The organism is Ruegeria sp. CDSC054, from assembly GCF_059610645.1.
This window is the reverse complement of sequence record NZ_JBXWOA010000019.1, coordinates 1-26427: the sequence shown is the minus strand read 5'-3', so window position 1 is coordinate 26427 and position 26427 is coordinate 1. Positions and strand designations below refer to the sequence as shown.

The 26427-nt window shown below is 54.2% G+C and carries 28 protein-coding genes; 11 read left to right on the top strand and 17 right to left on the bottom strand.

From position 1 onward, the window contains the following. Positions 1 to 465, top strand: a complete 465-nt coding sequence (locus tag AC2FGC_RS22380; protein WP_496727367.1) for a CoA-binding protein — start codon at positions 1 to 3, stop codon at positions 463 to 465. Positions 466 to 825: 360 nt separating this feature from the next. Here AC2FGC_RS22380 and tcuB read toward each other — a convergent pair whose 3' ends face one another. From tcuB to AC2FGC_RS22365, 3 genes are read right to left on the bottom strand one after another with little or no spacing between them, the layout of a single operon-like run. Continuing rightward, positions 826 to 1905: a tricarballylate utilization 4Fe-4S protein TcuB gene (gene tcuB, locus AC2FGC_RS22375; protein WP_496727368.1), complete on the bottom strand. Its 1080-nt coding sequence runs from the start codon at positions 1903 to 1905 to the stop codon at positions 826 to 828. Continuing rightward, positions 1895 to 3289, bottom strand: coding sequence for an FAD-dependent tricarballylate dehydrogenase TcuA (gene tcuA, locus AC2FGC_RS22370; protein WP_496727369.1), 1395 nt, complete (start codon positions 3287 to 3289; stop codon positions 1895 to 1897). The genes tcuB and tcuA overlap by 11 nt, the downstream gene beginning before the upstream one ends. 11 nt (positions 3290 to 3300) lie before the next feature. Beyond that, complete coding sequence (locus AC2FGC_RS22365) at positions 3301 to 3981, bottom strand: GntR family transcriptional regulator (RefSeq protein ID WP_496727370.1); 681 nt, start codon at positions 3979 to 3981, stop codon at positions 3301 to 3303. Positions 3982 to 4059: 78 nt separating this feature from the next. Here AC2FGC_RS22365 and AC2FGC_RS22360 point away from each other — a divergent pair, with 78 nt between their 5' ends. Continuing rightward, positions 4060 to 5124 carry an AbrB family transcriptional regulator gene (locus tag AC2FGC_RS22360; protein WP_496727371.1) on the top strand — a complete coding sequence of 355 codons (1065 nt, stop codon included), beginning with the start codon at positions 4060 to 4062 and terminating at the stop codon, positions 5122 to 5124. Here AC2FGC_RS22360 and AC2FGC_RS22355 read toward each other — a convergent pair. The 5 genes from AC2FGC_RS22355 to AC2FGC_RS22335 form a co-directional block, all read right to left on the bottom strand. Continuing rightward, positions 5093 to 6073, bottom strand: a complete 981-nt coding sequence (locus tag AC2FGC_RS22355; protein ID WP_496783508.1) for a D-2-hydroxyacid dehydrogenase family protein — start codon at positions 6071 to 6073, stop codon at positions 5093 to 5095. The genes AC2FGC_RS22360 and AC2FGC_RS22355 overlap by 32 nt on opposite strands. A gap of 14 nt (positions 6074 to 6087) precedes the next feature. Next, positions 6088 to 6306, bottom strand: coding sequence for a hypothetical protein (locus tag AC2FGC_RS22350; protein WP_496727373.1), 219 nt, complete (start codon positions 6304 to 6306; stop codon positions 6088 to 6090). A 51-nt stretch (positions 6307 to 6357) separates the two neighbouring features. After that, a complete protein-coding gene (locus tag AC2FGC_RS22345; RefSeq protein WP_496783506.1) occupies positions 6358 to 7446 on the bottom strand; it encodes a 4-oxalomesaconate tautomerase in 1089 nt (362 codons plus the stop codon). 88 nt (positions 7447 to 7534) lie between these two features. Then, positions 7535 to 9565, bottom strand: coding sequence for a tripartite tricarboxylate transporter permease (locus tag AC2FGC_RS22340; protein ID WP_496727375.1), 2031 nt, complete (start codon positions 9563 to 9565; stop codon positions 7535 to 7537). Positions 9566 to 9644: 79 nt separating this feature from the next. Beyond that, entirely contained in the window at positions 9645 to 10733 is a 1089-nt protein-coding gene (locus AC2FGC_RS22335) for a tricarboxylate transporter (RefSeq protein WP_496727376.1), read from the bottom strand. A gap of 139 nt (positions 10734 to 10872) precedes the next feature. Between AC2FGC_RS22335 and AC2FGC_RS22330 the strand changes: the two genes are divergently transcribed. From AC2FGC_RS22330 to AC2FGC_RS22320, 3 genes are all read left to right on the top strand, one after another. Continuing rightward, positions 10873 to 11541 (top strand): response regulator transcription factor, encoded by a 669-nt coding sequence (locus tag AC2FGC_RS22330; RefSeq protein WP_496727377.1) that lies wholly within the window; start codon positions 10873 to 10875, stop codon positions 11539 to 11541. Then, on the top strand, positions 11538 to 12905 hold the full coding sequence (locus AC2FGC_RS22325) for a sensor histidine kinase (protein WP_496783504.1): 1368 nt from the start codon (positions 11538 to 11540) through the stop codon (positions 12903 to 12905). The genes AC2FGC_RS22330 and AC2FGC_RS22325 overlap by 4 nt, the downstream gene beginning before the upstream one ends. Positions 12906 to 13046: 141 nt before the next feature. After that, positions 13047 to 13382, top strand: a complete 336-nt coding sequence (locus AC2FGC_RS22320) for a hypothetical protein (RefSeq protein ID WP_496783500.1) — start codon at positions 13047 to 13049, stop codon at positions 13380 to 13382. A 431-nt stretch (positions 13383 to 13813) separates the two neighbouring features. On the opposite strand, the gene AC2FGC_RS22315 is transcribed toward AC2FGC_RS22320, so the two are convergent. The 4 genes from AC2FGC_RS22315 to AC2FGC_RS22300 all read right to left on the bottom strand — a co-directional run bounded on the left by AC2FGC_RS22315 (position 13814) and on the right by AC2FGC_RS22300 (position 15614). Further along, entirely contained in the window at positions 13814 to 14317 is a 504-nt protein-coding gene (locus tag AC2FGC_RS22315) for a HEPN domain-containing protein (RefSeq protein WP_496727379.1), read from the bottom strand. A 110-nt stretch (positions 14318 to 14427) separates the two neighbouring features. After that, complete coding sequence (locus AC2FGC_RS22310) at positions 14428 to 14775, bottom strand: hypothetical protein (protein WP_496727380.1); 348 nt, start codon at positions 14773 to 14775, stop codon at positions 14428 to 14430. A 20-nt stretch (positions 14776 to 14795) separates the two neighbouring features. Continuing rightward, the gene (locus tag AC2FGC_RS22305; RefSeq protein ID WP_496727381.1) at positions 14796 to 15041 is read right to left on the bottom strand and encodes a hypothetical protein; all 246 of its coding nucleotides are present in this window, start codon (positions 15039 to 15041) and stop codon (positions 14796 to 14798) included. Positions 15042 to 15257: 216 nt separating this feature from the next. Then, entirely contained in the window at positions 15258 to 15614 is a 357-nt protein-coding gene (locus AC2FGC_RS22300; RefSeq protein WP_496783497.1) for a DUF262 domain-containing protein, read from the bottom strand. A 368-nt stretch (positions 15615 to 15982) separates the two neighbouring features. On the opposite strand from AC2FGC_RS22300, the gene AC2FGC_RS22295 reads away from it, so the two are divergent. Together AC2FGC_RS22295 and AC2FGC_RS22290 are read left to right on the top strand one after the other, a co-directional pair. Next, a complete protein-coding gene (locus tag AC2FGC_RS22295) occupies positions 15983 to 16564 on the top strand; it encodes a methylenetetrahydrofolate reductase C-terminal domain-containing protein (RefSeq protein WP_496727383.1) in 582 nt (193 codons plus the stop codon). Continuing rightward, positions 16561 to 17550, top strand: coding sequence for a methylenetetrahydrofolate reductase (locus tag AC2FGC_RS22290; protein ID WP_496727384.1), 990 nt, complete (start codon positions 16561 to 16563; stop codon positions 17548 to 17550). The genes AC2FGC_RS22295 and AC2FGC_RS22290 overlap by 4 nt, the downstream gene beginning before the upstream one ends. A gap of 356 nt (positions 17551 to 17906) precedes the next feature. On the opposite strand, the gene AC2FGC_RS22285 is transcribed toward AC2FGC_RS22290, so the two are convergent. After that, positions 17907 to 19616, bottom strand: coding sequence for an adenylate/guanylate cyclase domain-containing protein (locus AC2FGC_RS22285; protein ID WP_496727385.1), 1710 nt, complete (start codon positions 19614 to 19616; stop codon positions 17907 to 17909). A 110-nt stretch (positions 19617 to 19726) separates the two neighbouring features. Between AC2FGC_RS22285 and AC2FGC_RS22280 the strand changes: the two genes are divergently transcribed. The 3 genes from AC2FGC_RS22280 (at position 19727) to AC2FGC_RS22270 (ending at position 21457) form a co-directional block, all read left to right on the top strand. Beyond that, a complete protein-coding gene (locus AC2FGC_RS22280; protein ID WP_496783495.1) occupies positions 19727 to 20245 on the top strand; it encodes a hypothetical protein in 519 nt (172 codons plus the stop codon). Positions 20246 to 20497: 252 nt separating this feature from the next. Further along, entirely contained in the window at positions 20498 to 21106 is a 609-nt protein-coding gene (locus AC2FGC_RS22275; protein ID WP_496727534.1) for a short chain dehydrogenase, read from the top strand. A gap of 114 nt (positions 21107 to 21220) precedes the next feature. Next, positions 21221 to 21457 (top strand): DUF2798 domain-containing protein, encoded by a 237-nt coding sequence (locus AC2FGC_RS22270; RefSeq protein WP_496727535.1) that lies wholly within the window; start codon positions 21221 to 21223, stop codon positions 21455 to 21457. Positions 21458 to 21474: 17 nt separating this feature from the next. On the opposite strand, the gene AC2FGC_RS22265 is transcribed toward AC2FGC_RS22270, so the two are convergent. The 4 genes from AC2FGC_RS22265 to AC2FGC_RS22250 all read right to left on the bottom strand — a co-directional run bounded on the left by AC2FGC_RS22265 (position 21475) and on the right by AC2FGC_RS22250 (position 25485). Continuing rightward, positions 21475 to 22371, bottom strand: a complete 897-nt coding sequence (locus AC2FGC_RS22265; RefSeq protein ID WP_496727536.1) for a LysR family transcriptional regulator — start codon at positions 22369 to 22371, stop codon at positions 21475 to 21477. 450 nt (positions 22372 to 22821) lie between these two features. Beyond that, on the bottom strand, positions 22822 to 23970 hold the full coding sequence (locus AC2FGC_RS22260) for a hypothetical protein (RefSeq protein WP_496783493.1): 1149 nt from the start codon (positions 23968 to 23970) through the stop codon (positions 22822 to 22824). Continuing rightward, positions 23954 to 24178: a hypothetical protein gene (locus AC2FGC_RS22255; protein WP_496727538.1), complete on the bottom strand. Its 225-nt coding sequence runs from the start codon at positions 24176 to 24178 to the stop codon at positions 23954 to 23956. Before AC2FGC_RS22255 ends, AC2FGC_RS22260 begins: the two co-directional genes overlap by 17 nt. Positions 24179 to 24903: 725 nt before the next feature. Continuing rightward, positions 24904 to 25485: a TetR-like C-terminal domain-containing protein gene (locus AC2FGC_RS22250; protein WP_496727539.1), complete on the bottom strand. Its 582-nt coding sequence runs from the start codon at positions 25483 to 25485 to the stop codon at positions 24904 to 24906. Between the two features lie 111 nt (positions 25486 to 25596). Between AC2FGC_RS22250 and AC2FGC_RS22245 the strand changes: the two genes are divergently transcribed. Further along, positions 25597 to 26187, top strand: coding sequence for a YceI family protein (locus AC2FGC_RS22245; RefSeq protein WP_496727540.1), 591 nt, complete (start codon positions 25597 to 25599; stop codon positions 26185 to 26187). Positions 26188 to 26427: the final 240 nt, after the last annotated feature.

The window sequence follows — 26427 nt, the reverse complement described above, 5'->3', positions numbered from 1 at the left end:
ATGCCCGAAGCAGATATCGACCACATCTACGACTACGACCCCAAATACCTCGCCGACATCCTGCAGTCGGTTAAAACCATTGCAATGGTGGGGGCTAGCGCGGACAAAACGAAATTCAGCTATGGCGTTCTGCGACAGCTGAGTGAAATCGGCTATGATATTCTACCGGTGAATCCTAACCCGAATGTTTCGGAAATTAGAGGGCTCAAAGTCTACCACTCACTGGAAGAGATCGACAAACATGTTGATATGGTAGACGTTTTCCGCCCGAAGGAAGAATTATATGCCTTTGCCGAGAAGGCTATCGCAATCGGGGCAAAAGTTCTTTGGGGTCAAATCGGTGTGTACGACGACAAAGCAGCGCAACTCGCCGAAGCGGCGGGCCTTAAAGTCGTGATGAACCGATGCCCCAAGATTGAACTCTTCCGCCCATTTTGGAAGCCGCGCTTGGACCTAAAGATATGATGGAAATTCGATTGGTAGCGGCCTCCTCAGCATCCAATGAGGGTGCCAATTGAGATATTGTGCTTACGGAAGAGAAGACAAGTAATCCTGTCACTCTACACAACCGCCTAGTCAAAAACCAAAAATGTCCGATTTGTTTGGAGAACTAAAGGCCGCTTTGTCCGCAGAGTGGTCATTCGTCGCAACTCTCTCCAATATCTGCTTCGCGGACAAAGCTGCCTTTCGTGTCGATGTTGTCAATCACAGCAAACAGACCCATTCCAGACGTTGACCGCAACCCGGGGTGCTGAAACGAAGACTGCAAGGGCGTCAAAATGCGCTTGAATTGCGACTTTTTAATCCCTTGGCGGTGGATGTTTGCTAGCAACCAAAGGACAATTCTCTCTTACGCTGCGCGTCTCTGATCAAAGCTGCAAGTCGATAGAAGCCATGAGCCATCTTGGTGTATGGTACGAGCAGGAAGAACGTCAGAACCGAGCCAAGGTGGATGGCAAGCAGCGCGGGCATCAGAGCAGTTGAACCGAGGACGTAAAGGACCAGCCCGCTCAGCCCGACAAAGCCGAGCAATTGGACGAAGCCGATTTCGCCGCCCCATGCAGACGGGTCGCCAAGCTCGCGATCCGACTTTTGCTTGAGCAGAACCATGGCTGCACAACCTAATGTCAGCAAAACACCACCGGAAACGCCGAAGAGTTTTGGCAGAGACCAGAACCCGTAGGGCGCGTGCAACCCGAACCCGTAGTGCATAACCGTCGCCACCGAGGTCGACGCAAAGCACAGCAGGAAGCCGTACATGATGGCGTGGTGAATGTGGCGTCGGGCCTGACTGAAGCGGTCTTCGTCCTCGAAATTGCAACCCTCGCCGTGGCCTGCGGCCAAGTCTTGCATATTGCCAGCGCGTTTGAACGCAGCTGTCAGATCAGACATTTGGATGGGTTTGCCACCGACCTCCGCCCAATAGCGCCTCAGGCTGATAGCCAAGCTAAAGAGTGGCAACAAGAATGCCGGCGCAAAGATTGCAACCATCACATTGTGGGACAGGACTGCATAGAACCCCTCTCCTCCGCTGGAACCGATAACGCGAATTGCCCCGAACAGCAGGGCAAAACCGATGACCAGGGCCAGCGCGATCGCGCCACCATGCGTATGGAACCGCCGCGCCAAAGGCTGCGGCCAAGCAAAGCTCTCCCAACTGTCCCGCCGCACTTCAGCCAGAACTTTCGGCAGGTTTAGGTCAAACTCGTGCGGTGCCGTATACTGACAAGCGTAGTAACACCCTCTGCAGTTGTGGCACAGGTTGGCCAGTTGCGTGATGTCTCCATCCGAGAACGCGCGTTCCGCGTGCAGCGACGGGAAGACCGAACAATAGCCCTCGCAATAGCGGCAAGCGTTACAAATCTCGGCCTGACGGCGGGCTTCTTGGATAAGTTCAGTTTGCATAAGCAGCGGCCTCACGTCCTGCGATGCGTCCAAAAACGGTTCCGATGGTCATACCGAAACCGGCCAGATACCCCTGCCCCAGGATCGACCCGGCCATGGTCTCGCCGGCGGCCCAAAGGTTTTTGATCTTTCCGTTGGCGGTCGAACATTGCGCTGTGTCGTCGACCTTCAGGCCCAGATAGGTGAAGGTCACACCCGTGCGCAGCGAGTAGCCATAAAACGGAGGCTCGGTGATCGGACGCGCCCAGTTCGTCTTGGGCGGCGTCAGACCCGAGGTCGTGACCCCGTCCAACTCAGTTGGATGAAATCCACTGGTATCGCCGCATGCATCGTTGAATTCAGCAACGGTCGCCTTTAGCTTGTCGGCGGGCAGATCCATCATTCCAGCCAGTTCTTCCAGGGTGTCCGCCTTCAGCGGTGGAAAGACCGAGGGCATAAACAGGTTCAGTGACTTGGCATCGATGATCACGTAGCCAACTTGACTCGGCTGCGCCGCCACCAAACGTCCCCAGATCGCATAGCGCTTGGGCCAAACGTCTTCGCCCTCGTCATAAAACCGCTCGGCATCCTTGTTCACGACGATTGAAAACGGCACGCAGTCCAGTCGGGTAACGATGCCGCCGTCGAACTTCGGCGCGCGCCCGTCAATGGCGACGGCGTGGCACTGGGTCGGATCGCCGACGCTGTCCACACCTTGCTCCAGCAGATCGGACAGAACCACGCCACGGTTATAGGGTGTGCCCCGGATCAGGAAATTCTTGGCAGGCTCACCCCATGCACGGGTCAGCCAATCGGTATCAGCCTGAAATCCACCTGAGGCAACGATGACAGCTTTGGGCGTGATGCGATGTGATTGGCCTTCATAGGTGTAATCGACCCACTCGATCCGATCATCGTTCAACTCCAGATGCGTGACAGCAGCTTCGTACAGAACATCGACACCCAGACCCGCCGCAGTTCGGTAATAGGCGTTCACCAGAGACTTCCCGCCCCCCATGAAGAAGGCGTTGGTCCGCGCCAGTGACAGTGTCCCGGACAGGGATGGTTGGAACCTGACGCCGTGTTCTTCCATCCACGGAAGGCATTCCTCGGAGGTTCGGATCGCGAGGCGAGCAAGATGTTCGTCGGTTTTGCCGCCAGTGACCTTGAGCAGATCTTCAAGATACTCATCTTCACTGTATTCTTCGATCAGCGGGCCCAGAGGAGCGCTATGCATACAACGAAAATTGCGTGTATGGCGCGAGTTTCCACCACGATAGGGTTTTGGCGCTGTCTCGAGAATCAGAACACGGGCGCCTGCCTCGGCAGCAGTCATCGCGGCGCAGAGGGCAGCATTCCCACCGCCGATCACAGCGATATCATAAGCTTCCTTTTGGGTGGCCATATCCTGTCTACCTATTGATTTTTGTCGGTTGTCCGGTCGCGTTCTTGCAACGCCCGAATACGCATCCGTTGTGCAGCCTGAATATGCGCGCGCATTTCTGTTTCAGCCGCTGCGCCATCACGGGCCTTCAAGGCCGCCATGACGCGCTTATGCTCTGCCACTGCTGTCTCGGCCCGATCACCGTCCAGCAATTGCGATGGCCCAAGGATCAATAGCGCTTTTTGCAAAGACAACATAGACTTGGCAAGAAACCGGTTCTTTGCTGCGTCCAAAAGTGTGGCGTGGAAAATCCGGTTTATCCGAGCCGCTTCCGAGCCTGTGCCAGCCTCAGCCAAGCGATCATTCAAGACGCCCAGCTCGTCCAACTCGACATCCGACGCTGCACGTGCCGCTAGTCGTGCCGCCGTTCCCTCGAGCACCGCGCGCATCTCATAGAGCTCCATTACTTCGGCATAATCGAGACTGCGTACAGTTGCGCCCTGCCGTGGCACATGAGTTACTAGCCCGTCGGACTCCAACTGCCGGATAGCTTCGCGCACAGGGGTGCGACTGACGCCCAATCGTTCTGACAACTCAATCTCGCGTAGGCGTTCGCCAGGCTGAAGTGTGCCATCCCGAATCTCATCCAGCAGGTGTTGATACGCTGAATTGCCTTGTGGGCCAGGCTGATAGGGGTCGTCTTGAATGGTCATCGAGCGCTCACTTGTCTTCTTGCGTCCAGTTGTATACATTTGGATACGTTGTGAGTCAATATTATCGAAGGCCGCGCCTTGCCCACCCAAAACAAAACACCCTCTTTCCTGACAAAGCGGGCCGTAACACTGGTCCTTGCGCTTCTGGGCACCGGAGTATTTTGGGCGTTGAACCTGCCGCTGCCCTTTCTATTCGGCCCAATGAGCGCGTGTCTGATCGCCGCCCTAGCACATGCCCCTATGGAAGGTTTTGGTCAGATATCGGTTGCAGCGCGCACCATACTCGGCGTTGCAGTTGGGGCTTCGATTACCCCTGCCCTTTTTGTCGAATTGCCGAAGATGGCCGCGTCTATAGCACTGGTCCCGTTCTTTATCCTGCTGATCGCGCTGGTAGGCGTGCCATTCTTTCGCAAGATTTGGGGCTTTGACTCCACGACCGCGTTTTATGCTGCCATGCCAGGCGGATTGCAGGACATGATCATCTTTGGCGCCGAAGCAGGCGCCAACCCGCGTACGCTATCCCTGATCCACGGTACGCGCGTGCTGATCATCGTGACACTGGCCCCACTGTTTCTGACAGTGTTCTACGATGCCCAGCTCACCAACCCAATCGGAGAGCCTGCGCGCGACCTGCCAATACATGAGTTGGCGCTGATGGTACTGGCCGCCCTTATAGGCTGGAAAGGCGGTGAGAGGATCGGCCTGTTCGGGGCATCCATCCTCGGCCCAATGATCCTGACAGCGGCTCTGTCACTGGGTGATTTCATTCATACCCGACCGCCTCGCGAGGCCATACTTGCAGCGCAATTCTTTATTGGCTGCGGGATCGGTGTGAAATTCGAGGGCGTCACTTGGGTCGAACTCCGCCGGGTGGTTGCTGCGGGCTTCGCCTATGTCATCGTCCTTGCCATCTTGGCCGCCGCTTTCACTGCTGTTGTCACCACGTTGGGGCTCGGTCAACCTGTCGAGGCATTTTTGGCGTTTGCCCCTGGCGGGCAGGCAGAGATGACGGTTTTGGCCATCGTATCTGGCGCGGATCTGGGCTTTGTCATAACGCACCACCTGACAAGGATTGTGCTGGTGATCATCGGCGCGCCCATAGCAGCCAACCTCATCCTGCGCTGGTCCAAACCTCGGGATTGATCATGTGAATGGGAGTGCCTTCAGCATAGGCGTTCACCTGATCGAAAATGTCGGAGAATTGCAGATCGAACTCGTCCTCGGTCACAAAACCTATATGTGGTGTCGCAATCAGGTTTGGGTGCGATAGCAACGGATCATTCGGGTCAATGAGCGGCTCGGAATCGAAGACATCAATTGCGGCCTTCCCCGGGCGACCGGCTTTCAGCGCGTCCAACAAAGCACCCGGAGCGATCAGCCCGGCCCGGGAGGTGTTCACAAACATCGCGCCCGGTTGCATCTGCGAGAAATCTGACGCTGTGATGATACCTTGCGTGTTGGGCTTCAGGCGGACGTGGACCGAGACAACATCGCTGTTGGCAAAGAACGCTTCACGGCTTGTGGCAATCTGCACGCCGTCGGCCTGCGCGCGTGCCCGGCCATCGTCCGAGGACCACCAGACCACATTCATCCCGAACGCCTCGGCGTAGTCAGCAACAGCGCGGGCGATACGGCCATATCCATACAGCCCCAGTTTCCTCCCCCTCAGGGTCTTGCCAACTCCGGCCTGCCAATGTCCGGTTTTGACCGAGGCCATCTGCGCAGGCAAATCGCGCATCCCCGCCATGATCAGCGCCCATGTCAGTTCGGCTGCGGCATATGAAGGCATGCCGCCATGCATGTTCGAACACAGCAGCACTCCGTTGTCCGAGCACGCCTGCACATCGACGTGTGGATATACACTGCGCTGACTGATCAACTTCAGGTTTGGGAGTTTTTCAACCAAATCGCGGGTGATCTTGGTGCGTTCGCGAAACAACACCAGCGCCTCAGCCTCCTGCAAGCGTTCAGCCAATTCGCTGGTATCCTCAACATGATCTGTCCAGACCTTCACCTTATGGCCAGATAGCTTTTCAAAACAGGGCAGGCCCTGCAGTGTGTCAAACCAGTCATCCAGAATGTGTACTTTCATCGACTTTCTATACCCTACTCGGTGCTCAGATTTCTTGGCGTCGGCACAAAATGAAGTGTGTCGAGTGCTTCAAGCGCATTGCGAACCCGTTCACGTTGATCCAGCAAATGGTTGAATTGCTCGTCACACCCGGCAATCGGAGTCGGGTAGTCCGAGATATCCCTCCGCAGAGCCGCCTGCGCCAGCCTGAGTTCCTGACGCGCGATATCAAGGCATTCGGAATAGTCGTCCATCGTGATATCCTCATGATGTATACCATAGTATACCTAATGAGAATTGTCATTTCAACTGCCGTTCCACTCAGATTCCGGCACATAAACATGCCCGTCCGCCAATTTACGCGCAGTCCTCACCAGACCGGCAGAAATTACGTTGAACTCCCCGTCGTTCGAGAAGTCCACCAGAACGTCGATCTTGCCCGAGGCGTGCTCCAACACAACTTCAGCCGGGCTTGAACCCGGGCGATCAAGCAACCCGTCTGCGACGGTTCCGGGCGTCAAAGCGCAAGATGCCATGCATTGCGCACCCGTAACGGCCATTGTTGGGTGGGTTTTCCATGGCATGAAATACCGAACCGCAAGGGTTCCACCCTCTCTGGCGGGTGCCATCAGGCCGAATTTGGGAGTTACAGATTTCGATACGTCCCCCATACCCATCAGTTTCCCGGCTTCGATCCGTACTGCCTCCATCCGGTCAAAGAAAGCCCGGTTGGTATTAAGCTCTTCAACGCTTTCATACCCTGTCAGTCCGAAATCCGCTGCCCGGGCTATGGCCATTGGCATAGCGACATCCATGCAAGTCAGCTCGATCCCCTGCACTGTATCGCGCAAATTTCCTGTGGGTAGAAATGAACCTGTCGCCGAGCCCACAACGCCCATAAAGCTCAGTTGCACGGGTGCAGAATGACCGGGAACCCCCGCGATTTCCGCATTGCCCTCGTAGACCAACTCACCGCCCGGGGTCTGTACTTTTGCAACGACACGGGCACCCGTATTTACAGCGCGAATGCGGATTTCGGTCTCATCGCCGTTGGGCTGAAGCAATCCCATTTCGATCGCAGCTGGACCAACTCCGGAGAGGATGTTCCCGCAAGTTGGTTTAAAATCGACCAGCTTCTCATCAACAGAAACCTGCGCGAAGAAATAGTCGATATCCGCCCATTCGTCCTCGCTGACGGATAGCATCGCCACTTTGGTCGTCACTGCGTTACCACCACCGATCCCGTCGATGTTGAGCGCTTGTCCGGCCCCGAGGGCAGCAACCAGCACATCAGCCAGCTTGTCCCTATCTTCAGGCAGATCAGAGCGTCGAAAATAAGGCCCTCGGGAAGTGCCGCCGCGCATGAAGACATATGGGATTGCTGTCTGGGTCATTGCGAACCCTCCTTTACAAACCTTTGAAATTTCTGATTTCAGCGCTGCCCGACCCGCCAGATTGGCAGGCCGGGCATCCGTGGAGCGCCTACTTGAGTGGCCATGGCAGGTTCACCATGTCTTGCAGCAGACCCGGCGGGAAATCCCGGTTCAGGGCACCAGCCATGAAGCACATGAAACCGATGCCGCAGGCCGTCAGGAGCAGCGTCATCTGCCAGCTGGACCCGGCGCGAATGCGGAAGAATGCGATCAGGAACCCGATCAGGGCGAGGATGAACCCCACAACCCAGGTGGCCGCGATCAGACTTGCGAACCACGCGAGCGTTGACCAAAGTCCATGTGGCGCGCTTGCATCCTCGCCGGCAATTTCCTTGTCGGCAAAGATTGCATCCCCCTCGGGTCGCCGCATCATCTGGATCAACAGAATGACGCAGCAGAACAGCGACACGCTGCCGATCACCAGCGGGATGATCTTGTCGGTCATGTTGTAGTCAGGGATCATGTTGGCATTGACCAAAGCCACGATCAGATAGGCCATGATCACCAACAGGAAGATCAGCGGCGCGCGCTTGCTGCCGGATTTGACCTCACCTTCGGCCATGATCATCTTGGCTTGACGAATGCCCAGAATGACCGAAACCACGGTGACCACGATCAGTATGATAACGATCGGGCTGAAGACATACTCCATGCCTTCGCCAAAGCTCTTGCGGAAGCGGAAAGAGGCAATCTGGAACGCCTGGTTGGTGAACTTCTCAACCGGGTTCGACAGCACGAACCCAATCAGAAAGGCCGGGCGCGACCAGTCGAAACGGCGCAGGAAAATACCAATCAGGCCGATGACGAACAGGGCCAGCAGGTCTTCGAAGTTCTGACCGGACTGGAATGCCGCGAAGCTGATCAGCATGAACAGAAACGGCGCCAGATAGGTGAAACGGATTGTCGTAAGCTTGGCTATCCCACCCGAGGCCGCGATACATAAGATGGTGCCCACCACGTTGGCGAGAGCCAGCAGCCAGACAATTGAATAGGTGATGTCGAGATTATCCTTGAGCATGCTAGGACCGACCTCGATATCGCCGGATCCCAACAGTGCGACGGCGCCGATAAAGATCGCCATCGAACCCGATCCGGGGATACCAAACAGCAGCGTTGGGACGAGCCCCCCGCCCTCCTTGGCATTGTTCGAGCTTTCCGGCCCGATGACGCCACGCACTTCGCCTTTGCCGAAGTTGCTTTTGTCTTTGGTCGATTGAACCGAATGGCCATAAGCGATCCAGTCAACAACGGAGCCACCAAGACCAGGAATGACACCGACAACCACGCCAATGATCGAACAGCGGACCGACAACCAGATGTTCGCAGCCCAGTCTTTGACCCCATCAAACCAACCAGCTCCTAGCAAAGCGCCCTTGGCAATGGATCGGTCTTGACGCAGCAGCGAGACGATTTCCGGCACCGCAAAGATACCCAAGCCAACGATGACCAATTTCAGACCGTCGGTCAGGTAAGGAATGTCATAAGTGGCCATACGAAGTGAGCCGCCTGCATCCGCCTCGCCGATCGTGCCAACCATCAGGCCCAGCCCAGCAGCGGCAACGCCTTTTAGCGGGATACGTCCGGCGAGAATGGCGACCATCGACAAACCAAGAATGGTGATCATCAGCATCTCGGGCAGACCGAATGCCAGAACGATGGGCCGCGCGACCAAAATGAACATGGTCAGAAAAGTTGCGCCGACCAAGCCGCCAAACAGCGATGAAGCAAAGGCCGCTGACAAGGCCCGCGCGGCTTCGCCTTTCTTCGCCATCGGGAAACCATCCAACACCGTAGCCTGCGAGGCAGAGCTACCTGGGATGCCCATAAGAACTGACGCGAAGGTGTCAGAGGTCGGCACAACGGCGACCATCCCGATCATCAACGCCAATCCAAGGATCGGGTCCATACCGAACATGAAAGGCAGCAATAGGGACAGACCAGCAATACCGCCAAGCCCAGGGAAAACACCTACGGCCAGTCCCATGACGACACCGAGAACAAGATATCCCAGAACGATAGGTTGCAGGATCAGACCCCACGCGTCACTAAGCGCAGGAACAGCTGTGGCGAAAACCTCCATAGCGGCCGCCTTTCATAAATTGTCTTGTGTTTGGAAAAGCGCGCGCCCGACATTGGGGCACGCGCGGTGGTGTTTGGGCTTAGTTCAGCTCGACACCATAGGCTTCTTTGAGCCAGTTCAGAACGTAGGCTTTTGCGTTGTCGTCGACGTTTGTCGCGGTTTGCAATGCCGCTTTAGAGCCGTCACCTACGAACACTGGGTATTTGCCCACGCGCTTCGAGGAGATGTCGGCAAAGTCGCCGCGCTCCGTCACAGCCTGGAACGCTGCTGTGTATGCGTCGACCACTTCCTGAGGTGTATCACCCGGCAGGAAAGCCAGCTTCTGAACCGGGAACCCGGCTACAAAGAACGCTTTCCACGCATCCCATGCCTCACCGCTGGTTTCACAGCCATCGGTGGCTTCGCACACTTCTTTGAAAGTCGGGATATCCGGGAAAGTCGGGTCGCGAACGATGTTGCCGTCTGCATCCAGAGCACCCCAGGTCATCATCGGAACAGCCTGACCGGATTCAACCAACGGGGCCGAACCACCCAAGTAGCCGGACGAGGTCTGATAATCGATATTGGCTTCGCCACGTTCGAACATCAGACGACCGTCTCCGCGTCCCTTGATGCCGAAGACCGGCTCGACATTCATGCCAAGCATTTGCCAGGCCAACAGCGGGACAAGGTCAAGACGCGTCGCACCCTGCGAACCGTAGATGAAGTTGGTGTCCTTCAGAGCATTCGCCGAGCCATCAAACTTCGCGCCATCCTCTGCGTTCAGGTAAGCAACGCCACCGGTTCCTGATGCCATGACAGGAATCCAGTCATTGTATTCATAGCGCACCCGCGGATCACTAAGCAGATATGGGAATTGAGTTGAACCGGAGGTGCCAAACAGCAGCGTACCGTCGTCATGGCTCTGCTCCTGGAACCAGTTCGCGCCCTTGGTCGAACCAGCGCCCGGCATGAATTTCACCACTACGGTCGGTTGACCCGGCAGCGCTTCGGACAGAAGCGGCGCAAAGAAGTTGGCCCATTTGGCAGACCCGCCGGTTTCCGAGAACGGGATGACCCATTCCACAGTCTTACCCGAGAAATCAACCTCGGCTGCGGCAGGTGCGGCGATACCGGCGGCGGCGATCAGCCCCACGACGGCGCGACGGGTGAAGTTGGAAATGGTCATTGGTTCCTCCCTGTTGACCAGACAACCACGTCAACGCCCTCGGCGCTACCGTGATCGCAAATAGAACTGTGGGGTTGATTCCCCCTCCCATCTGGCAATCATGGAGTGCCAACCTTGCGCGAAACTTGCAGGAGACCCGATGCGGATCGTCATCGTCGAAGACAACGAGACCCTCGCCAAAGCTATTGCCTATCGCTTACGTGACCGAGGTCATGCAGCAGAAGTGCTTTTGGATGGCTATGAAGCTGACTTGTATCTTGCGCAAGAGGGCGCAGACTTAGTTGTTCTGGACATCAATTTGCCTGGACAGTCGGGACTGGAGATCCTGAAATCTCTTCGCAATCGTGGTGACGGCGTACCGGTGATCTTGCTTACGGCACGTGCCGAAACAAGCGACCGGGTTTCGGGGTTGGATATGGGCGCTGATGACTATCTGGTTAAGCCATTCGAAATGGACGAGTTGGAAGCACGTATCCGGGCGCTTTCTCGACGCAAGGAACTCGACTACGGAGCAAAAGAGAGCATCGGCGCCCTGGAATTCGACCGCGCTGCCCGTCAGGTAAGTGTACAGGGCGAGGTTATGGATATTCCGCGGCGGGAAATCGCGGTACTTGAGTGTCTGCTGGAACGCAGGGGCAGAATTGTTCCCAAAAGCCAACTAACGGATTACGTCTACGGCGTGGGTGCCGAAGTCGAGGCCTCCGCCGTCGAGCCTCATGTGTCGCGGCTGAGAAAACGTCTTCAAGATCTGGGTATTAGAATAAAGACAGCCCGTGGTCTGGGGTATCTGCTTGAGGTGCAGAAGTGATCAATCACGGCTCGCTCAGGTTAAGACTTTTCATTCTTATCCTAACCCCCTTGGTGTTAATTGCCGCTCTGCTTGGTCTTTGGCGCTTTATGATTGCGCAGAATACGGCTCAGGAATTGTTCGACGACAGCCTGTTATCTGCAGGTCTCGCAATATCGCGAGATGTTGCGATTTCGGGAGGTGATGCGCTGTCACCAACGACACGCAGCATGATCCGTGACGCATCAGGCGGAGAGATTTTTTACCACGTAACGGGCCCCGGCGGCATCTATGTGACAGGCTATGCCTACCCCCCGGCCGCCACCAACCCGTCTGCTGAAGAGGCGTACAAACCGCAATTTTTCGAAGCGCTCTACCGCCAAGAACCAGTGCGCGTTCTTAAGATGACGGAACGCGTGACCATAGAAAATCTAATCGGAGATGCGACGGTTACAGTCTGGCAACGTATGGCGGATCGCAACGCTTTCGCGAATGAATTGTCAATCCGCGCAGGAATTCTAATGGGAATTCTGCTGGCCACCCTCGCCATAGTGGTGTGGTTCGGCGTCGCGCGCGGCCTTAGGCCCTTGTTGGATTTGCAGGACGCAATTGACCTGCGTTCACCGGATGACCTCAGTGAGATCAAGCGCCCTGTTCCAGCCGAAGTTCAAGGAGTTGTCAGAACCCTGAACCGGCTGTTTGGGCAGGTGGAAAAAAGTATCAACGCCCATCAAGTGTTTATATCCGAAGCTGCACATCAACTGCGGAATCCAGCGGCGGCCGTGCAGTCAATGGCCGAAGCGCTGCAGGATGCGAAAACGTATGACGACCGGGAAAAACGTATCTCAGAACTTGTTGCGGCGGCAAAAAACTCAGCAACAGTTGCCGAACAGCTGTTGTCACTTGAGAGGCTCAGGCAGCCGACGCACCAAGACCAAATGGATAAAATTGACTTTCGTTCGGTCGTGGAAGAGGCCTGCGCTGAGATGGGAGTTCACATCCTCGCAAAAGGTATCGAGTTTGATGTCACGATGCCTGAGACGGCAGTCACAGTATCCGGCGATCGGGTCTTTCTGATTGAGGCTTTAAAGAACCTGCTGGACAACGCAGTCAAACACGGTGGCCCAGAGTTGAGCCAAATCTCAGTTGTGCTGCGGTGTGATAATAAATTCCTCAACCTAACCGTGGCGGATGACGGAGCTGGCCTTTCGCCAGACCAAAGCGAAGTCGCATTCAATCGGTTTTCTCAGTTGGAGTATTCCGAGGGCAGCGGATTGGGGTTATCAATCGTCTCTGCAGTGGCGCAGCGCCACGGAGGAATTGTCGAAATCAACCGAGTCGAAAGAGGAGCTAGCATTACGCTTGAGCTTCCCATAGTCCTGTAAGCTGTTTCTAATTTCACTCGGAACCCAAAACCAGTCAAAGTCAACGCGAGTTTTTGCGATTGCTGCGAAAGTCAGGTTTTCGCCCTGAGCGAAGAACGCAGCTCTCAAAATCTGTATCTATGTCGTCTTTGGGCTCAACCTGTGCTGCACCCCAACATGTCGAGGCTCTATCACTCCAAAGTCAGCGATCTTGCCAACGCCCTCAATGAGCCCGGCGTACGCAGCGAAGCTGCTGAGGCGCTGCGCGCTCTGATCGACAAAGTGCTGCTGACACCTTCTGAAGATGGATATGACATTGATCTGCATGGAGATCTTGCCGGCATCCTCGCCTTAGCGTCTGACAAAAAAGCAAAAACCGCCCAAGCCGACATGGCTGAGGCGGTTTCGCAATTATCGTTGGTTGCGGGAGTAGGATTTGACCTTTGTCGAACAATTACGGTTCTGAGAAAATCGATTAACAACAAAGAAAAATACTAAGTTGAGCCTATGTTCGTTCAAAGCCATCCAAAGTAAAAATTGGATCGGTTGTCGATCAACAGCTAACTTACGGGACTTTGCGGCCATCCGCACAATTGGTTAGGAGGACAGAAGTCAGCCCACAGCAGACCTTCCGTAGACATCCGAGATTGGCGGAATCGGACTTCCTCCCTGTATTAGTTGGCTAAAGCAAGTAGGCCACCAAGCTGCCGTTCGCCGCGTGTGGAACACCGATCACCACGAATGGCAGCTTCGTGCAAAAACCTAGCTTTGCAAGTGTAGCGCTCGAACCAGCACTGTTATTCGAAGTAAGCGGTGGACGCAGTTGTACAGCGGTATGAACTAGGCCTCCATTTTCGTCACGCAACTACCGCAAACTCGCTACACTCATTTGTGTCGAACCGTCTTTGTAGAACGACTAGTATCACGTGTTACTTATCCATTCCCTCGCGGAGTTGAGAGCAAGAGGCTCTATCAATTGTGAGTAAACCTATGAAAATATGTTCTGTTTCCGCCAAAACAGAGCTCCTCGTCTCCAAGGTCTTCATTTTGACTTTGTGGGCGATAGAACCTCTTTTTGATCCAAAAGCGTGCAGCGCCGCAGATACAGCTAGATCAACCTCTTCGGGGTCTACTCCGATTTGTAGAAGCAGTTTTCGTTGGTCGGCCGTTGTGACGCCGTGGTTCGCTTGAACATCGAGTGTTAAATTTGAGACCGCACTTGAAGCAAAGCAATGAAGGTTAGATGCAACCGATGCTCTTATTTTTCGCCTAGCAACATCGTCGTCAACTTGCAGCATCGCCTCAGACGCAACAAGACTGAGCATCGCCCGACATACTCGATCATTCTTTTTGAGCTGCTGATGCGCTTCACGGGAAATTAGTGTAACGATTTCCTCTATGTACTGTTCGAACGCTGCGTGAGCTAGAAGCACGTAGGATTGTACTTTCAGGTGGTCCAGCGCAGATACACATTCTGCTTTCAGGAACTCGCGCGAGAATCTTCTGAATATTCTTTAGAGACGCTTTCAACGCCTTGTAAGGATCAGTTGGGGATTTCATTCGCAAACGCCGGCTGCTTCAGTTGAATTCCTGTCATTTCAGCAACCTTGGTATAGAAGCTATCAAATCTTGTTCGCGTTGAGGCAACCGATTTGGTTGTAGTCTCTACAGCTCTTCTGAAGTTATCGGTCGCCGAGACTTGTTCGAATCCCGCAACAAAATCCGACGAGTTTTCAAGCGCCCACGTGCGAACCCCCTGATTTGCCAATACTCCAACAAGGACATCAAAAAGCGCTCTATTGAACCTGCTTTCATATTCACCATCGACGAACTTTCGACAAAATTTCTTTTCGGGGAAAATCTGAATTCCCGCGGCGATGGCATCGTTCATTATAGACAAACGAGAGCTAACTACTTCAACTTCGCTTTCGTCATCGGCGAACGAGCTGTTGTATCGAGTGCATAACTCATCGAGAAATTTTTTAGATCACCGGCGTAGACCAGATCCGGATCAGAAAAAGCCAGAAACCGAGCAGCTAGCTCGACATCGTTCATGCGTGGGTCAGGACTTTTCTTAGAAATTAGTTGATGCAAGGGACCGACTTGGTCTGTCCATTGAATGATGAACTTCAGAAAATCCCCTGGGTACAGCGACATCCGCAGCTCCATAGGAGACAACTTCACGGAGCCTGAATTCAGGCGATGAAATATCTCGTAGAGTATTCTGTCATCTTCCCAACCTCGTATTACCGCTGTTCTTTGAGTTGGTTGAGGAGTTCAAATCGCCAATCGTCGTTTTGTTCGACTTCTTCCCAAGTCTGACCCTCAAGATCAGACAGGACTCGTAGGTTTTTTAGCCGGAACTTTTGCCCACTAGGAAATTTCCCATCTATGAACTCTTTTATGGTCAGCAGTCTTTGTTTGCCGTCCAATACCAAAAAAGGACTTACTGCTGCCACCACTGGCCGAAAGCAAAATCTGTGGAATGGGAATTCCGAAAAAAAGAGACTCGATAAAGCTAATTTTAGCCTTGGGGGACCATACATTACGCCGTTGAAACTCGGGGGATAAATTAATTTGACTGCCTATTTGTCGGTACAGCGTCTCGATGGTCCAGTCGGTCGGCGAGATTAGAAGTGATGCGAACTCCGCAGCCGTAACATTGGAACTCTCCCCTTCTTCGGTTGGTTCCAAATCCTCAAACGGTTCGTCTCTGTCTTGGTAAGCCAAACTGATCTCCTGCATACTTTTGGCCACCCTACTTCCAATTTGTTGGCAGTCAATCAATCGACTCTGGTTGCGGTTTCGTCGAGACCAATCGAATGTCAGCTTAGGGGCCCTAGCGGCCGGCTGCACGAGCGGCATCCAAGCGACGTTGCAACGACGGCTTAGGGCTCAAAATCCTTGTTCAGTCTCACTGCAGAGAAAGTCGGCAGCGAGCCCTTAGTAACGAATGCTGCACTCGGAACCAATGTCAGTTACCGGGTCAGTGTGCTTTACGTCGGGTGGGATTGGGCGGCAGTGATATGTAAGCGCTACATTACGTATAGAAAGTCGTCGACCCGTGCTAAGGTCAAGCCTCCACAAGGAACTAATCTATGTACCGTGTCCGACTTTTTGCCACTCGCCACGCACGCACATTTGAATGGATCTACAAGCGTGTCGAGCAGGTCATGGTGGCGCTGGACCCCCTTATCGCAAAAATTGGCTACAACCGTGTCGAGCGCCCGATTGCCCTTATCGAGAAGGGAGTGAAGACACTTCTTTTCGATTGCAAAATGTGCGGCCAATGCGTGTTGTCCTCAACCGGCATGTCCTGTCCGATGAACTGCCCCAAACAGCTGCGCAATGGCCCCTGTGGCGGGGTGCGGCAGGGAGGGTATTGCGAGGTGAAGCCTGAAATGAAGTGCGTTTGGGCGCTGGGCTGGGACGGGGCCAGCCACATGAAAGACGGGGCCGCGAAGATCAGGGAGGTTTTGCCACCTGTCGATCGTAGTCTGCAAGGCTCTTCCTCGTGGTTGCGCGTAAGCCGCGAAATGGCGACACTGAACCGCGAAAAACGGGATGCGGCCCGCATGGCCCTTGCTGACGCCTTTCCAGAGGCACGATTGCAGGAACCAAGCTCGGCTCCTCTGGCAGACGAGCCACCCAAGGCCACGACCTCGGGGCGCGGCACATGAGCGATACCTCACCCATCGAAAACACCCTGCTGCCCTATGCCAAGCCGCCTGAGGGTCATGTCTCTCACAGTCGGCTTGAGCGTGTTTTGCGCTCGGGCCGCTTTGCCGTGACGGCTGAATTGAACCCGCCCGACAGCGCCAATGCGGCGGATGTTTTTGATGCGGCCCAGCCCTTGGGAGAGGTCGCGGATGCGATCAATGCCACCGACGCATCGGGGGCCAATTGCCATATGTCCTCCATCGGCATTTGCGCTCTGCTGACCCGCGCGGGCTATTCTCCGGTTTACCAGATTTCCTGCCGCGACCGGAACCGCATCGCCATTCAGGGCGATGTTTTGGGGGCTGCCGCGCTGGGTGTCAGTAACGTGCTTTGCTTGACGGGCGATGGCGTGGGCGTGGGCGATCAGCCCGGCGCGAAACCGGTGTTCGATTTTGATAGCCTCAACCTGCTGCGCACCCTGCGCACAATGCGCGACGAAGGTGTGTTTCTGTCGGGACGAAAACTGTCCAGCCCACCGCAGCTGTTCCTCGGGGCGGCAGAAAACCCGTGCATCCCACCTTATGAGTGGCGTGCGGACCGCCTGACCAAAAAGGTCGAGGCCGGGGCCGATTTCATCCAGACCAACTATATTTTTGACATTCCCCTCTTTGAGGCATTCATGGAGCGGGTGCGTGATGCCGGCATGGACAAGCGCGTGTTTGTCATCGCCGGGGTCGGCCCTCTCGCCTCGGCCAAGGCGGCGCGGTGGATGCGCAGCAACGTGCCGGGCATTCACATCCCCGATGCCATCATCGACCGGTTGGAGGTGGCGCAAAACCCTTCGGATGAGGGCAAGAAAATATGCATCGAGCTGATCCAGCAACTGCGCGAGATTGTGGGCGTCTCAGGCGTGCATATTATGGCCTATCGGCGCGAACACCTTGTCTCCAGCATCATCCTTGAATCGGGTGTTCTGGCAGGACGGCGCAGGCGGAAGAAAGGTTAACCTGTCTGGTCGAATAACCATTGCGTGTCGTCATTGAACTTTCGGAACAGCCGACCACTTGCAGCGATTGGCAGACTTCTAACCGTGCTGCTTTTCGCTGCAGACGCAATGTGCGGATTGCTGCCGTTGGGGCGGGCGCGGCGAATTCACACTTTGTTTGCGTCCTGTGAATTCGCCAACTAAACCTCGAAGGTCTGCAATGGTCGACAAACCCGACGAATGCAAACGCAGCAGTCAAATAGACCGGGAACGGCAGCTTTGGGCTCGGAGCGGACATTCGAAGTCAACAATAAGGAGCCAAGGTCTGCTATGCGGACGAAGCCGCCGGATTGGGTCGCCTGCTTAACTTTGCTTTCTCAGATTGGAAGGCCTGCTTTTAGCCATCCATCCCGCCATTGCTCCGAGCATTCGGGAACGCTGAATATGGGGAGCTTCGTTTGTTCTTTAATGTCGAGATCCGGACGAAGTTCCTTCAGTTCAGATACCGCAGCCCTTGCTGACTCAAGGTCTCCGTTTTGAGCCAAGGATGCGATGAGCATGAGATGAGTAATCACGAATTTCGCCCTAATGGCCAAGGCGTTTCGATTGGCCTCTACAGCTTCAGCATAGCGGCCAAGTTGGAAAAATGCGGAGGCTTGCCCTACATAGGCTGCGTGCCGCATCGGATCTTTCGGGCTGAGATTGATCGAGTGTGTCGCGTGTTCGAGGGCTTCTTCGGGTCTGTCGAGAAAATTCAGATTGATGCCGGCGAGCATGTGAACGGTCGCAGCATTTGGATTTTCGGCTAGTGCTTGTTTGAAAACTGCGCGAGCTCGCGGCAAGTCTTGTGCAAGCATAGAGATTGAGTGTGCGGCGTAAGCCAACGCGATTCCATCCGCGCGGTCACTTAACAACACACGTTCTGCTGCGGTTACGGCTGCTTTAGGCCCTTCATCAATCGGCTTAAGTCCCTGTACCATCCTTTGGATATGCAGCCACGCAAGCAATCCAGCTGCCGACGAATAATCAGGATCGCGCTCCAACGCCAGACGTGTAAGGCGAATAGCCTCACGGTTGTCTTCGTCGGTCAGCAGGTGAAAATGTGACTGAGCCTGGAGATAAAGTTCATACGCGTCGAGGTTTTCTGTCGGTTTCGCCCGAGCGCGGACCGTCTCGGCATGGCGAACGGACGGTTCGATTGCCGTGACAACTTCCTGTGTGACCTGATCTTGAAGGTCAAAAACATCGTCCAGCATCCCATCGAAACGATCGGCCCAAATATGGCTGCCATTCTCTGCATCAATTAACTGTCCTGTTATCCGCAGACGCTGACCCGCGCGCCTTACAGACCCTTCAAGCACATATCTCACGCCGAGCACCTGCCCGACTTCGCGAATGTCAGTGCTCTTTCCTTTGAATGTAAAAGACGAGTTTCGCGCCACGACCATCAGCCAACGAAACCGAGACAACTCAGTTATGATGTCCTCGGTAATCCCATCGGCGAAAAACTCTTGTTCAGTGTCGCCAGACATATTGTCAAACGGCAGCACAGCAATACCGGGTTTCTCCGATTTGACAGATGGACTTGTAGCCGCCGAACCGACAGGCCACTGCCACACGCCAACGGGGCGGGCAATGTTCTTCAATTCGGCCTGCTGGCCGCCAGAGAACGAGGCGGCGGCATTCCTGTCTAGGCTGTTATGTGCGGTGTCTGAAATCAATATTTGCCCCGGTTCCGCTAATGCCTCGAGACGGGCAGCTATGTTGATACCGTCACCGAATATGTCATCACCTTCCGAAACGACTTCCCCGGTATGTATGCCGATGCGGATTTGGATTTCCTGTGGTCGGTCAGCAATCTGAACAGCAATCGCGCATTCTGTCGCGGCTGATGCGGAGCGAAACTCAACAATCCATCCGTCGCCCATGCTTTTGACCAGTCGCCCATCATGGGCTGCTAAAGCGGGTATTAGATGATCCTCACGGAAAGCCTTGAGCGCTTTGAGTGTTCCGTCCCTATCCTGATCCATCAACGCCGAGTATCCGGCGACATCAGCCGCCAGCACCGCAGCAAGCCTCTTTTCCATGTTTCTCTCCCCGCTTGTTGGAAGCTAGCTTGTAGAAAGAGCAATGTCAGCCCGGTAGTTAGAGCAAAGGGGTTCCATCAAGAAAGCGCGACCGCTTTGGGCTCTTACCGTTGGTAGATACTAGCGGCAGAGAATGGCAGCAGGGAACCCAAAGCTACGTGCAGATGTGCTTGATCTTACGGAAGTATCACAACTACCTTTCCAGTATGTTTGTCCGTTTTGTCAGCAATAGACCTCATCCCAATATCAACGCAGAACTCGGTATGTTTGCGGCCCGCGACCATGTTGATTTTTCTAAGCAGAAAGGGAGCATTCAGAGAGCACATGAAGAAGCATTCTACTGGTTCAGCGCAGATGGCGGTGGCGGGTTAACCTATCCTCGGCTCAAGGGAAAGGTTCGCACACCCGACGTTAGAAGGTCGCTGTTTTGGTTTCGGGAAGATGCCAAATTTTTCCGTCGTGAGGCTGGTAGCGTTGTTGTACGGGCGCGCGAACTGGCAGCCGTTCTAACTCTTGCGGGGTGTGAGATTCGCGAAATAAGAACGAGAACTCCGGGTAAAATAATCTGGGAAGACAGCCGCCAAGTGCTCGCGCTGCCAAACTTTGAAAGAGTTCCTAGAGCGTTTTGAGCTGGGTTGTCGAACGGCAACTTCGTCCGCGCAGCAGACGCTCAGGAAAACTTGCCGACTGACCGCTTCGAGCCCATAGTGACGGATGCTGCGATTTGGTCGAACGACCGCTTAAGAAAAACATCACTGCTTAAACATCATTTTTTAGAATATATCACATGCCTATACATTATTTTTATTTATGTTTTGATTTCGGCATATCTGTCTCAGCCAAACCAGTTCTGTTTGTAGCAATAAAAATGGAGACAGATCATGAAAGTCATCGTTGTGGGAGCCACCGGAACACTTGGCAGCGCAATAACATCAGACCTGAAGAACGACCACGAGGTCGTGGAAGTTGGCTTCTCGGAAGGTGATGTCCAAGTCGATATCACCGATTTCGGGTCGATTAAGGCCATGTATCAGAAAGTTGGCGCTTTCGATGCGCTGGTGTCGGCGACAGGGGCCGTGCATTTTGGCCCTCTGGCAGACATCACACAAGAACAGTGGCAGCTTGGCCTGAACAACAAGCTGATGGGACAGGTCAATCTGGTGATGGAAGGAGCCAAGCACATCAACGATGGTGGGTCCTTTACCCTGACCGCTGGCATCATCAGCAGGGACCCGATCCGCTATGGGTCCGCTGCCACCACCGTGTGCAGTGCGCTAGAGGGATTTGCAGCATCGGCGGCGTTGGAATTGCCGCGCGGCATTCGCGTCAATGCAGTCAGTCCAACCATTTTGGAAGAATCCGTCGACCTCTTCGGTTCTGCCTTTGCGGGTTCCGAGCCTGTACCTGCAGCGGTCGCTGCCAAGGCGTTTCGCAAAAGTGTTGAGGGTGCCCGGAGCGGCCAAACTTTCACCGTCCAAGGCCGCACCTAAGCCGCGTTCCTTCAATCGGGTCCTTCAGACCGGAGGACCCGAAACATCCTGGCCGACTGGACGCTGGAAAAATAACAACCAATCCGCCGGCCGCCTCCAAGGAGACCACACAACATGCACGTCATTCCAAAACAATACACGCAGTACGTTTTCTACTTCTTCATGGCACTTTTGATGTCTGGCCTGATGTCGTTGGTCGTCACGACGATCAACATCGGCATCGTCCCAAACCTGATCTCGGCGTGGCTGAGCGCCTGGATTGTCGGTTTTTTGGCTGCTTTGCCTGCCATCATGATTGTGACGCCCGCTGTACGAAGCATCGTCGGTCTTTTTATCGTGGAATGCGAGTGAGGCCAAACTAGCCAAATCTATGCCGGCCGCAACAACTCCTTGAAAAGTCCACGAAGCCAAATATTGCCCGGTTCCCGGTCGGAGCGCTTGTGCCAGAACAAGCTTAGCTTAGGACCCGGAACCGGGATTGGAAGCGGGCGCGACAAAAGTGTGCCGGAGTCGATAAGAGGCCTCACGGTGACAGAGGGCAAAACACAGACAAGCGTGCTTTCCCTCAGAACTTTGGCGGCGCTTGCGAAATTGTTTATTGTCATTGCCACACGGCGTTGCAGCCCATGTTCGGCAAGCACCATGTCGGTGTAACCGCGAACATCACCGGATAGAGAAACCAAGAGATGATCCGCCGCAACAAAGCGCTCCAGCGTCAGATTACCTGTTGCAAGTTCATGTTCGGGATTCATCACGCAGACATACTCAAGATCAACCAATAATTCGCTTGTTTTCATTGGAGGCATCAGGTCGTTTGCGCCAATGAGAATATCGACGGATGCGCGATTGAGGACCGTTTCCCCGTTTGAGATTGTGTAAGGCACCGTTTGGATGGACACATTCGGCGCGTCTTGTTCGAGGCGATGGCGAAGGTCTGCCCACACCAAATCTACCATCAGGTCCGTCGCCGCGATCCGAAAGGTTCGGCGCGACGTGGAAGGATCGAACCCTTTGGGATTGATGGCTTCGTCAATCTCTTCCAATGGTTCTTTTACCTTCACCCAGAGATTCTGGGCAAACAGGGTGGGCGCGATGTTTCTTCCATCCTTGATGAAAAGATCATCCTTCCAGATCTCGCGCATCCGCCCAACTGCATTCGAGACTGCCGGTTGAGTGATGTTCAATCTTTCGGCCGCCCGAGTGATCGACCCCTCGGTCATAATAGCATCGAAAATGACAAGAAGGTTTAGGTCCTGACTGCGCAACTGAAAGCCCCGATTTTTGAGACTAGGCTATCAGAATTGCTTACTGAGACCACCGGCAAAACACCAATAATCTTGGCATCTAAGCCGAGAGCAACTTGCGCGATGCCGACATTGGCGCAGCCGCAGCGAAAGCTAACTTCGTCCTGCTACCCTGCCATCTGAGAAGCGCGTGGGAATGTCCGGTTTGCGCGGTTCGCAACCTGCCGCACTTGCAAAAGACCAAAGTGTAGTCAGCGGCGGCTTAGGGTTCTCTGCCGCCATTCTCTGCGACGTGCCCCGACCGGAGGTATGAGCCCAAAGCAGACATGTTAGTCCCGCGTAAGGTTTGTTTTGGTGACCCCCAAAGAGGTGATAGTGCCATCCAACTAGTGGATCAGTTTCAATCCAACGGGAGACCGGTACTGTCGAAATAGCGTCTAAATCTTTGCCTTCGGGCCTCTAACTTTACGTTCAGCCGTTACTTGCAAATTCGTCTTCCGCCTCTCCACCCGGGGTTTGATCAACTTCCTCCGGTTCTCCATCAACATCATCGTCCTCCTGGCCGTCGGCATAAACGCTTCCGTCATCCGAAATGCCAAGTGTGGATTTTACCGATTCTTCATCGGGATTGGAGGCACGGACCGCGCCGAGGACGCGGTCTTGCTGTTCCTCCGCGACGATTTTGTCCTCAGAAAAATCGCCTTTGTAATGTCCCAACAAACTGGCCTCCGCGTCATGCACCGCCTCCGCAGCCGCCAACTGATCGTCCGTCGGTTGCGCTATCGTATTTCCGTCCTCATCTGTTGTTACGTCGTGCGCATCTTTCACCGCTTGTGCGGTTTCCAAATCTTCAGGCGCAATCGTACCGGGAGTGGACGCCTCATCGGCAAGAACCTGTTCAGCTTCCTCCAGCGTCATTGGAGCCGTGTCCAAATAATCATACGCCGCAGCAATTTCCTTCACTTCTTCAGGGCTCAAGTCGTAATCTTCACCCATGACATGATTGAAATTTGCGTCGGCTACGGCAAGGCCAGCGGCCAGGCTCACCGGCCCTGTACCTTTCGCATACTGTCCGTTCGCGATATGCGCGAGTTTTGCATTTACACTGGAGTTAATGGCACCATTCAGTTTGCCGAGGTTACGCGGGGCAAGCGTGCCATCATCAAGGAGTTTTGCTTTTCTGCTTGGTGGTCTCGGGGATTGCGCGACACTCGCTTTGCTTGTTCGTGTTGTGGTGGTCCGTGCCTTGTTCCCTTTGAATAGACCTTTGACACCGTTTTGCTTCAGGTTACGGCCCAAGGCCTGAAAGTCTTCCTTCACAGCCCGACCCAAACGACTGCCGCTCTTTGACTTACGACTTTTGCTGGCAGACTTCGTATTTGCCCCGTTCAGCGTTTTGTCGGAACCCCATCCCCTTTTGGCACCCTTTTCACCGTTGTTGCCGCCCTTTCCGCCACCGTTGCCACCTCCATTATCCCCTTTTCCGCCGCCGTTACCTCCACCTTTTCCGTTACCATTTTTTGCGTATGCGTAATCGGAAGCGAGAACGGTCACGACTGGCGCGACTACAAATGTAGACAGTACGATTGCGGAGACGCTCACTTTAAGGAAGTTCAACACGGTAGAAATCCTTTTCGTTTAGAGAAATACTGGTCAGCGGTGGCGAACGAATGCCATCCTTAAAAATGTTGCTCAAACACGGCCAGAATGAGGCAGCTATTCGACTTTCAGGAGTTGTTATCTTTAATGGAATATTAACAACTTGGCTTTTATTTCCAAAAGAATCACTTGGGAAAATAAAACTGTTAACAATAGCAGTGGTTTTCAAGTTTGTGTTTCCAGCGGCGATCAAAAAAAACTGCTAAATCGGAAATAATAGGTGCGTTAACACTCGGTTAATGTAAGGTCTGGAAAATAGCAAATAGTTTATTTTTACGAGTTGACTATGGTTAAGCAAAGCAAAAGGGAGCTATTCCCGCCTTTGAACGACGCCGAGGCCGAAACATTTGGCCCGGACAAGAATAGCTCCCTAAAACCTACGATAAGAAGGGCTATATTTGCTGCCCCAATATTGTTGTATTTTCTTCTAATGGCCTTTTTCCTAAATAGAGCGTCTGCCGAAAGCTATATATCGATCCCGTGGTAGATGAAGGCTTTTGCCCTGAGATAGACAATGAGGGTCCGCGCTATCAGACGAGACAGCGAAAGATAGTTCTGTTCGTCCACTCCACCTGCTGAGCAATCATTCAATTGGTTCCGGAGTTCTGCGCCGCAGCAAACGGCAGAAATGTCCGCAAGGCAGAAATCGGGCTGAAATTACTGAACGTCCGCTGCGAGCCCAAATTGACCGATGCTGCACGATGCCCCAACGACAGGAATGCGCAGAAAGCGGAATTTGAAAAGTTTTACGAACGATCATCGCGAACGTTTGCCGAGACCTTTTGGAGAAGCAGCTATGAGGAACTGGCTGGACAGGCTATTGATCATAACTTGCTGTTCTGTCGAGGTCTCGCGCCAGTTGCAGGTCGCTTTGATTGCAAAGTCAAGCTGTGGTCACTGTCCCGAATTGGTTTTCGCGATACTGCAAAGCAGATCGACATGTTTGTCCAACCACTCTTCGTCCAGTGCCTCGTGACGTATGAGCTTGCGGAAATAAGGTGCCGCGACTGCTAGTTCTATGAGTTGGTCGACCGGAACGTCGGCGGTGATCTCATCGCGGTCTATTGCGGCTGCAAATACTGCTTCAACACTCGCGAACCTGTCTTTCATGAATTCTGTTATCACTAACCTTGCTTCTTCGTCGGTGGACGCAGCAGCGACCACCTGAGGCGCGATTTGGCCCCATGGTGTGTCATTCAAGGCCCCCATCAGTACACCGAGTAACCAGCGCAGGTCAGATCGCAGCGGGCCATCGGTTTTGGGCGGTATGTTCGGCGGTGTAGCGATGCGCCTGAACGCTGCATCACGCAGACTACGCGCATCTGGCCAATGCCTGTAAAGTGTGCTGCGCGAAATGCTCGTTGCCTTTGAAACTGCGCCATGAGTTACGTGCAGCACGCCCTCATCCATCAGTATCGTTTGTGCCGCATCAAGCGCCGTCTGTCGCGTGGCGATCAGCCTGGGATCTTCTTTCAATCACCCCTCCTATAGAACATTTTGTTGCATAGTAGAACATTTTGTTCTAAAAGTATGGTCGGTCAAAACCTAAATCCCACAAACACGTCTTGTCAAAACGGGAGCGTATCAATGTTCAAAGTGGCAGCAACCCCGCTGGCGGTACTTTTATCGATGGGCGCGACAGCCGCATTGTCCGAGAGTGGAACTTATGAGTTGGATCCTGGACACAGTCAGGTACTGTTCAGCTACGACCACATCGGGTTCTCAGAAACGTTTGGAATGTTCTCAGGTTTTAGCGGCGAGATCGAATTCAACGAAGATGATCCGTCTGCCTCATCCGTCACAGTGTCTATGCCTGTAAAATCCATGATCACGGGCTGGGATGCCCGTCTTCAACACTTCATGTCCGATGACTTTTTCAGCGCGAGTGACGGTGATGTGGTCACATTCGCCTCAACCAGCATAGAAGTCACCGGGGACAATTCCGCGAATATTTCTGGCGACCTGACCATGAATGGCATCACCAAGCCTGTTGTTCTGGAAACAACGCTCAACAAGTCAGCGCCATATCCGTTCGGTGCAAAGGAGGGCACCTCGACCTTGGGGCTGGTGGCCACGGCGACCATCGTGCGGTCTGAATTCGGACTTGGGGCGTTTGCGCCAGCAGTGAGCGACGAGATAGAGCTCTTGATCAATATCGAAGCGTTAAAGGTTGAATGATGCGTGCAAGGGTGCCGATACCGCGCGGAGCACTTATTCTTAAATTTTGGCGGATGGTCAACGCGATGAATGTGTTCCTGAGAACATTGGCGGTTGCTGTAACGGCGGTGGCATTGATGTGCTCAATGGCGTCCGCGCAAGAGCGCTCCTTGCCGGAGCGCACCTCGCCCCGTCCTGAAACGACAAGCGGCGTGCCGCACACTCAGATTGGTGTCGAAATTAATGCCGATTTGGCCCAGC

Excerpts from the sequence above, each read along its gene's own strand:
- AC2FGC_RS22305 (WP_496727381.1), bottom strand. The coding sequence starts at position 15,041 with ATGTCGCTGTACCCAGGGGATTTTCTGAAGTTCATCATTCAATGGACA.
- AC2FGC_RS22380 (WP_496727367.1), top strand. The coding sequence starts at position 1 with ATGCCCGAAGCAGATATCGACCACATCTACGACTACGACCCCAAATAC.
- AC2FGC_RS22295 (WP_496727383.1), top strand. The coding sequence starts at position 15,983 with ATGTACCGTGTCCGACTTTTTGCCACTCGCCACGCACGCACATTTGAA.
- AC2FGC_RS22290 (WP_496727384.1), top strand. The coding sequence starts at position 16,561 with ATGAGCGATACCTCACCCATCGAAAACACCCTGCTGCCCTATGCCAAG.
- tcuB (WP_496727368.1), bottom strand. The coding sequence starts at position 1,905 with ATGCAAACTGAACTTATCCAAGAAGCCCGCCGTCAGGCCGAGATTTGT.
- tcuA (WP_496727369.1), bottom strand. The coding sequence starts at position 3,289 with ATGGCCACCCAAAAGGAAGCTTATGATATCGCTGTGATCGGCGGTGGG.
- AC2FGC_RS22340 (WP_496727375.1), bottom strand. The coding sequence starts at position 9,565 with ATGGAGGTTTTCGCCACAGCTGTTCCTGCGCTTAGTGACGCGTGGGGT.
- AC2FGC_RS22365 (WP_496727370.1), bottom strand. The coding sequence starts at position 3,981 with ATGACCATTCAAGACGACCCCTATCAGCCTGGCCCACAAGGCAATTCA.
- AC2FGC_RS22350 (WP_496727373.1), bottom strand. The coding sequence starts at position 6,306 with ATGGACGACTATTCCGAATGCCTTGATATCGCGCGTCAGGAACTCAGG.
- AC2FGC_RS22270 (WP_496727535.1), top strand. The coding sequence starts at position 21,221 with ATGCACGTCATTCCAAAACAATACACGCAGTACGTTTTCTACTTCTTC.
- AC2FGC_RS22245 (WP_496727540.1), top strand. The coding sequence starts at position 25,597 with ATGTTCAAAGTGGCAGCAACCCCGCTGGCGGTACTTTTATCGATGGGC.
- AC2FGC_RS22285 (WP_496727385.1), bottom strand. The coding sequence starts at position 19,616 with ATGGAAAAGAGGCTTGCTGCGGTGCTGGCGGCTGATGTCGCCGGATAC.
- AC2FGC_RS22355 (WP_496783508.1), bottom strand. The coding sequence starts at position 6,073 with ATGAAAGTACACATTCTGGATGACTGGTTTGACACACTGCAGGGCCTG.
- AC2FGC_RS22275 (WP_496727534.1), top strand. The coding sequence starts at position 20,498 with ATGAAAGTCATCGTTGTGGGAGCCACCGGAACACTTGGCAGCGCAATA.
- AC2FGC_RS22335 (WP_496727376.1), bottom strand. The coding sequence starts at position 10,733 with ATGACCATTTCCAACTTCACCCGTCGCGCCGTCGTGGGGCTGATCGCC.
- AC2FGC_RS22345 (WP_496783506.1), bottom strand. The coding sequence starts at position 7,446 with ATGACCCAGACAGCAATCCCATATGTCTTCATGCGCGGCGGCACTTCC.
- AC2FGC_RS22330 (WP_496727377.1), top strand. The coding sequence starts at position 10,873 with ATGCGGATCGTCATCGTCGAAGACAACGAGACCCTCGCCAAAGCTATT.
- AC2FGC_RS22310 (WP_496727380.1), bottom strand. The coding sequence starts at position 14,775 with ATGAACGATGCCATCGCCGCGGGAATTCAGATTTTCCCCGAAAAGAAA.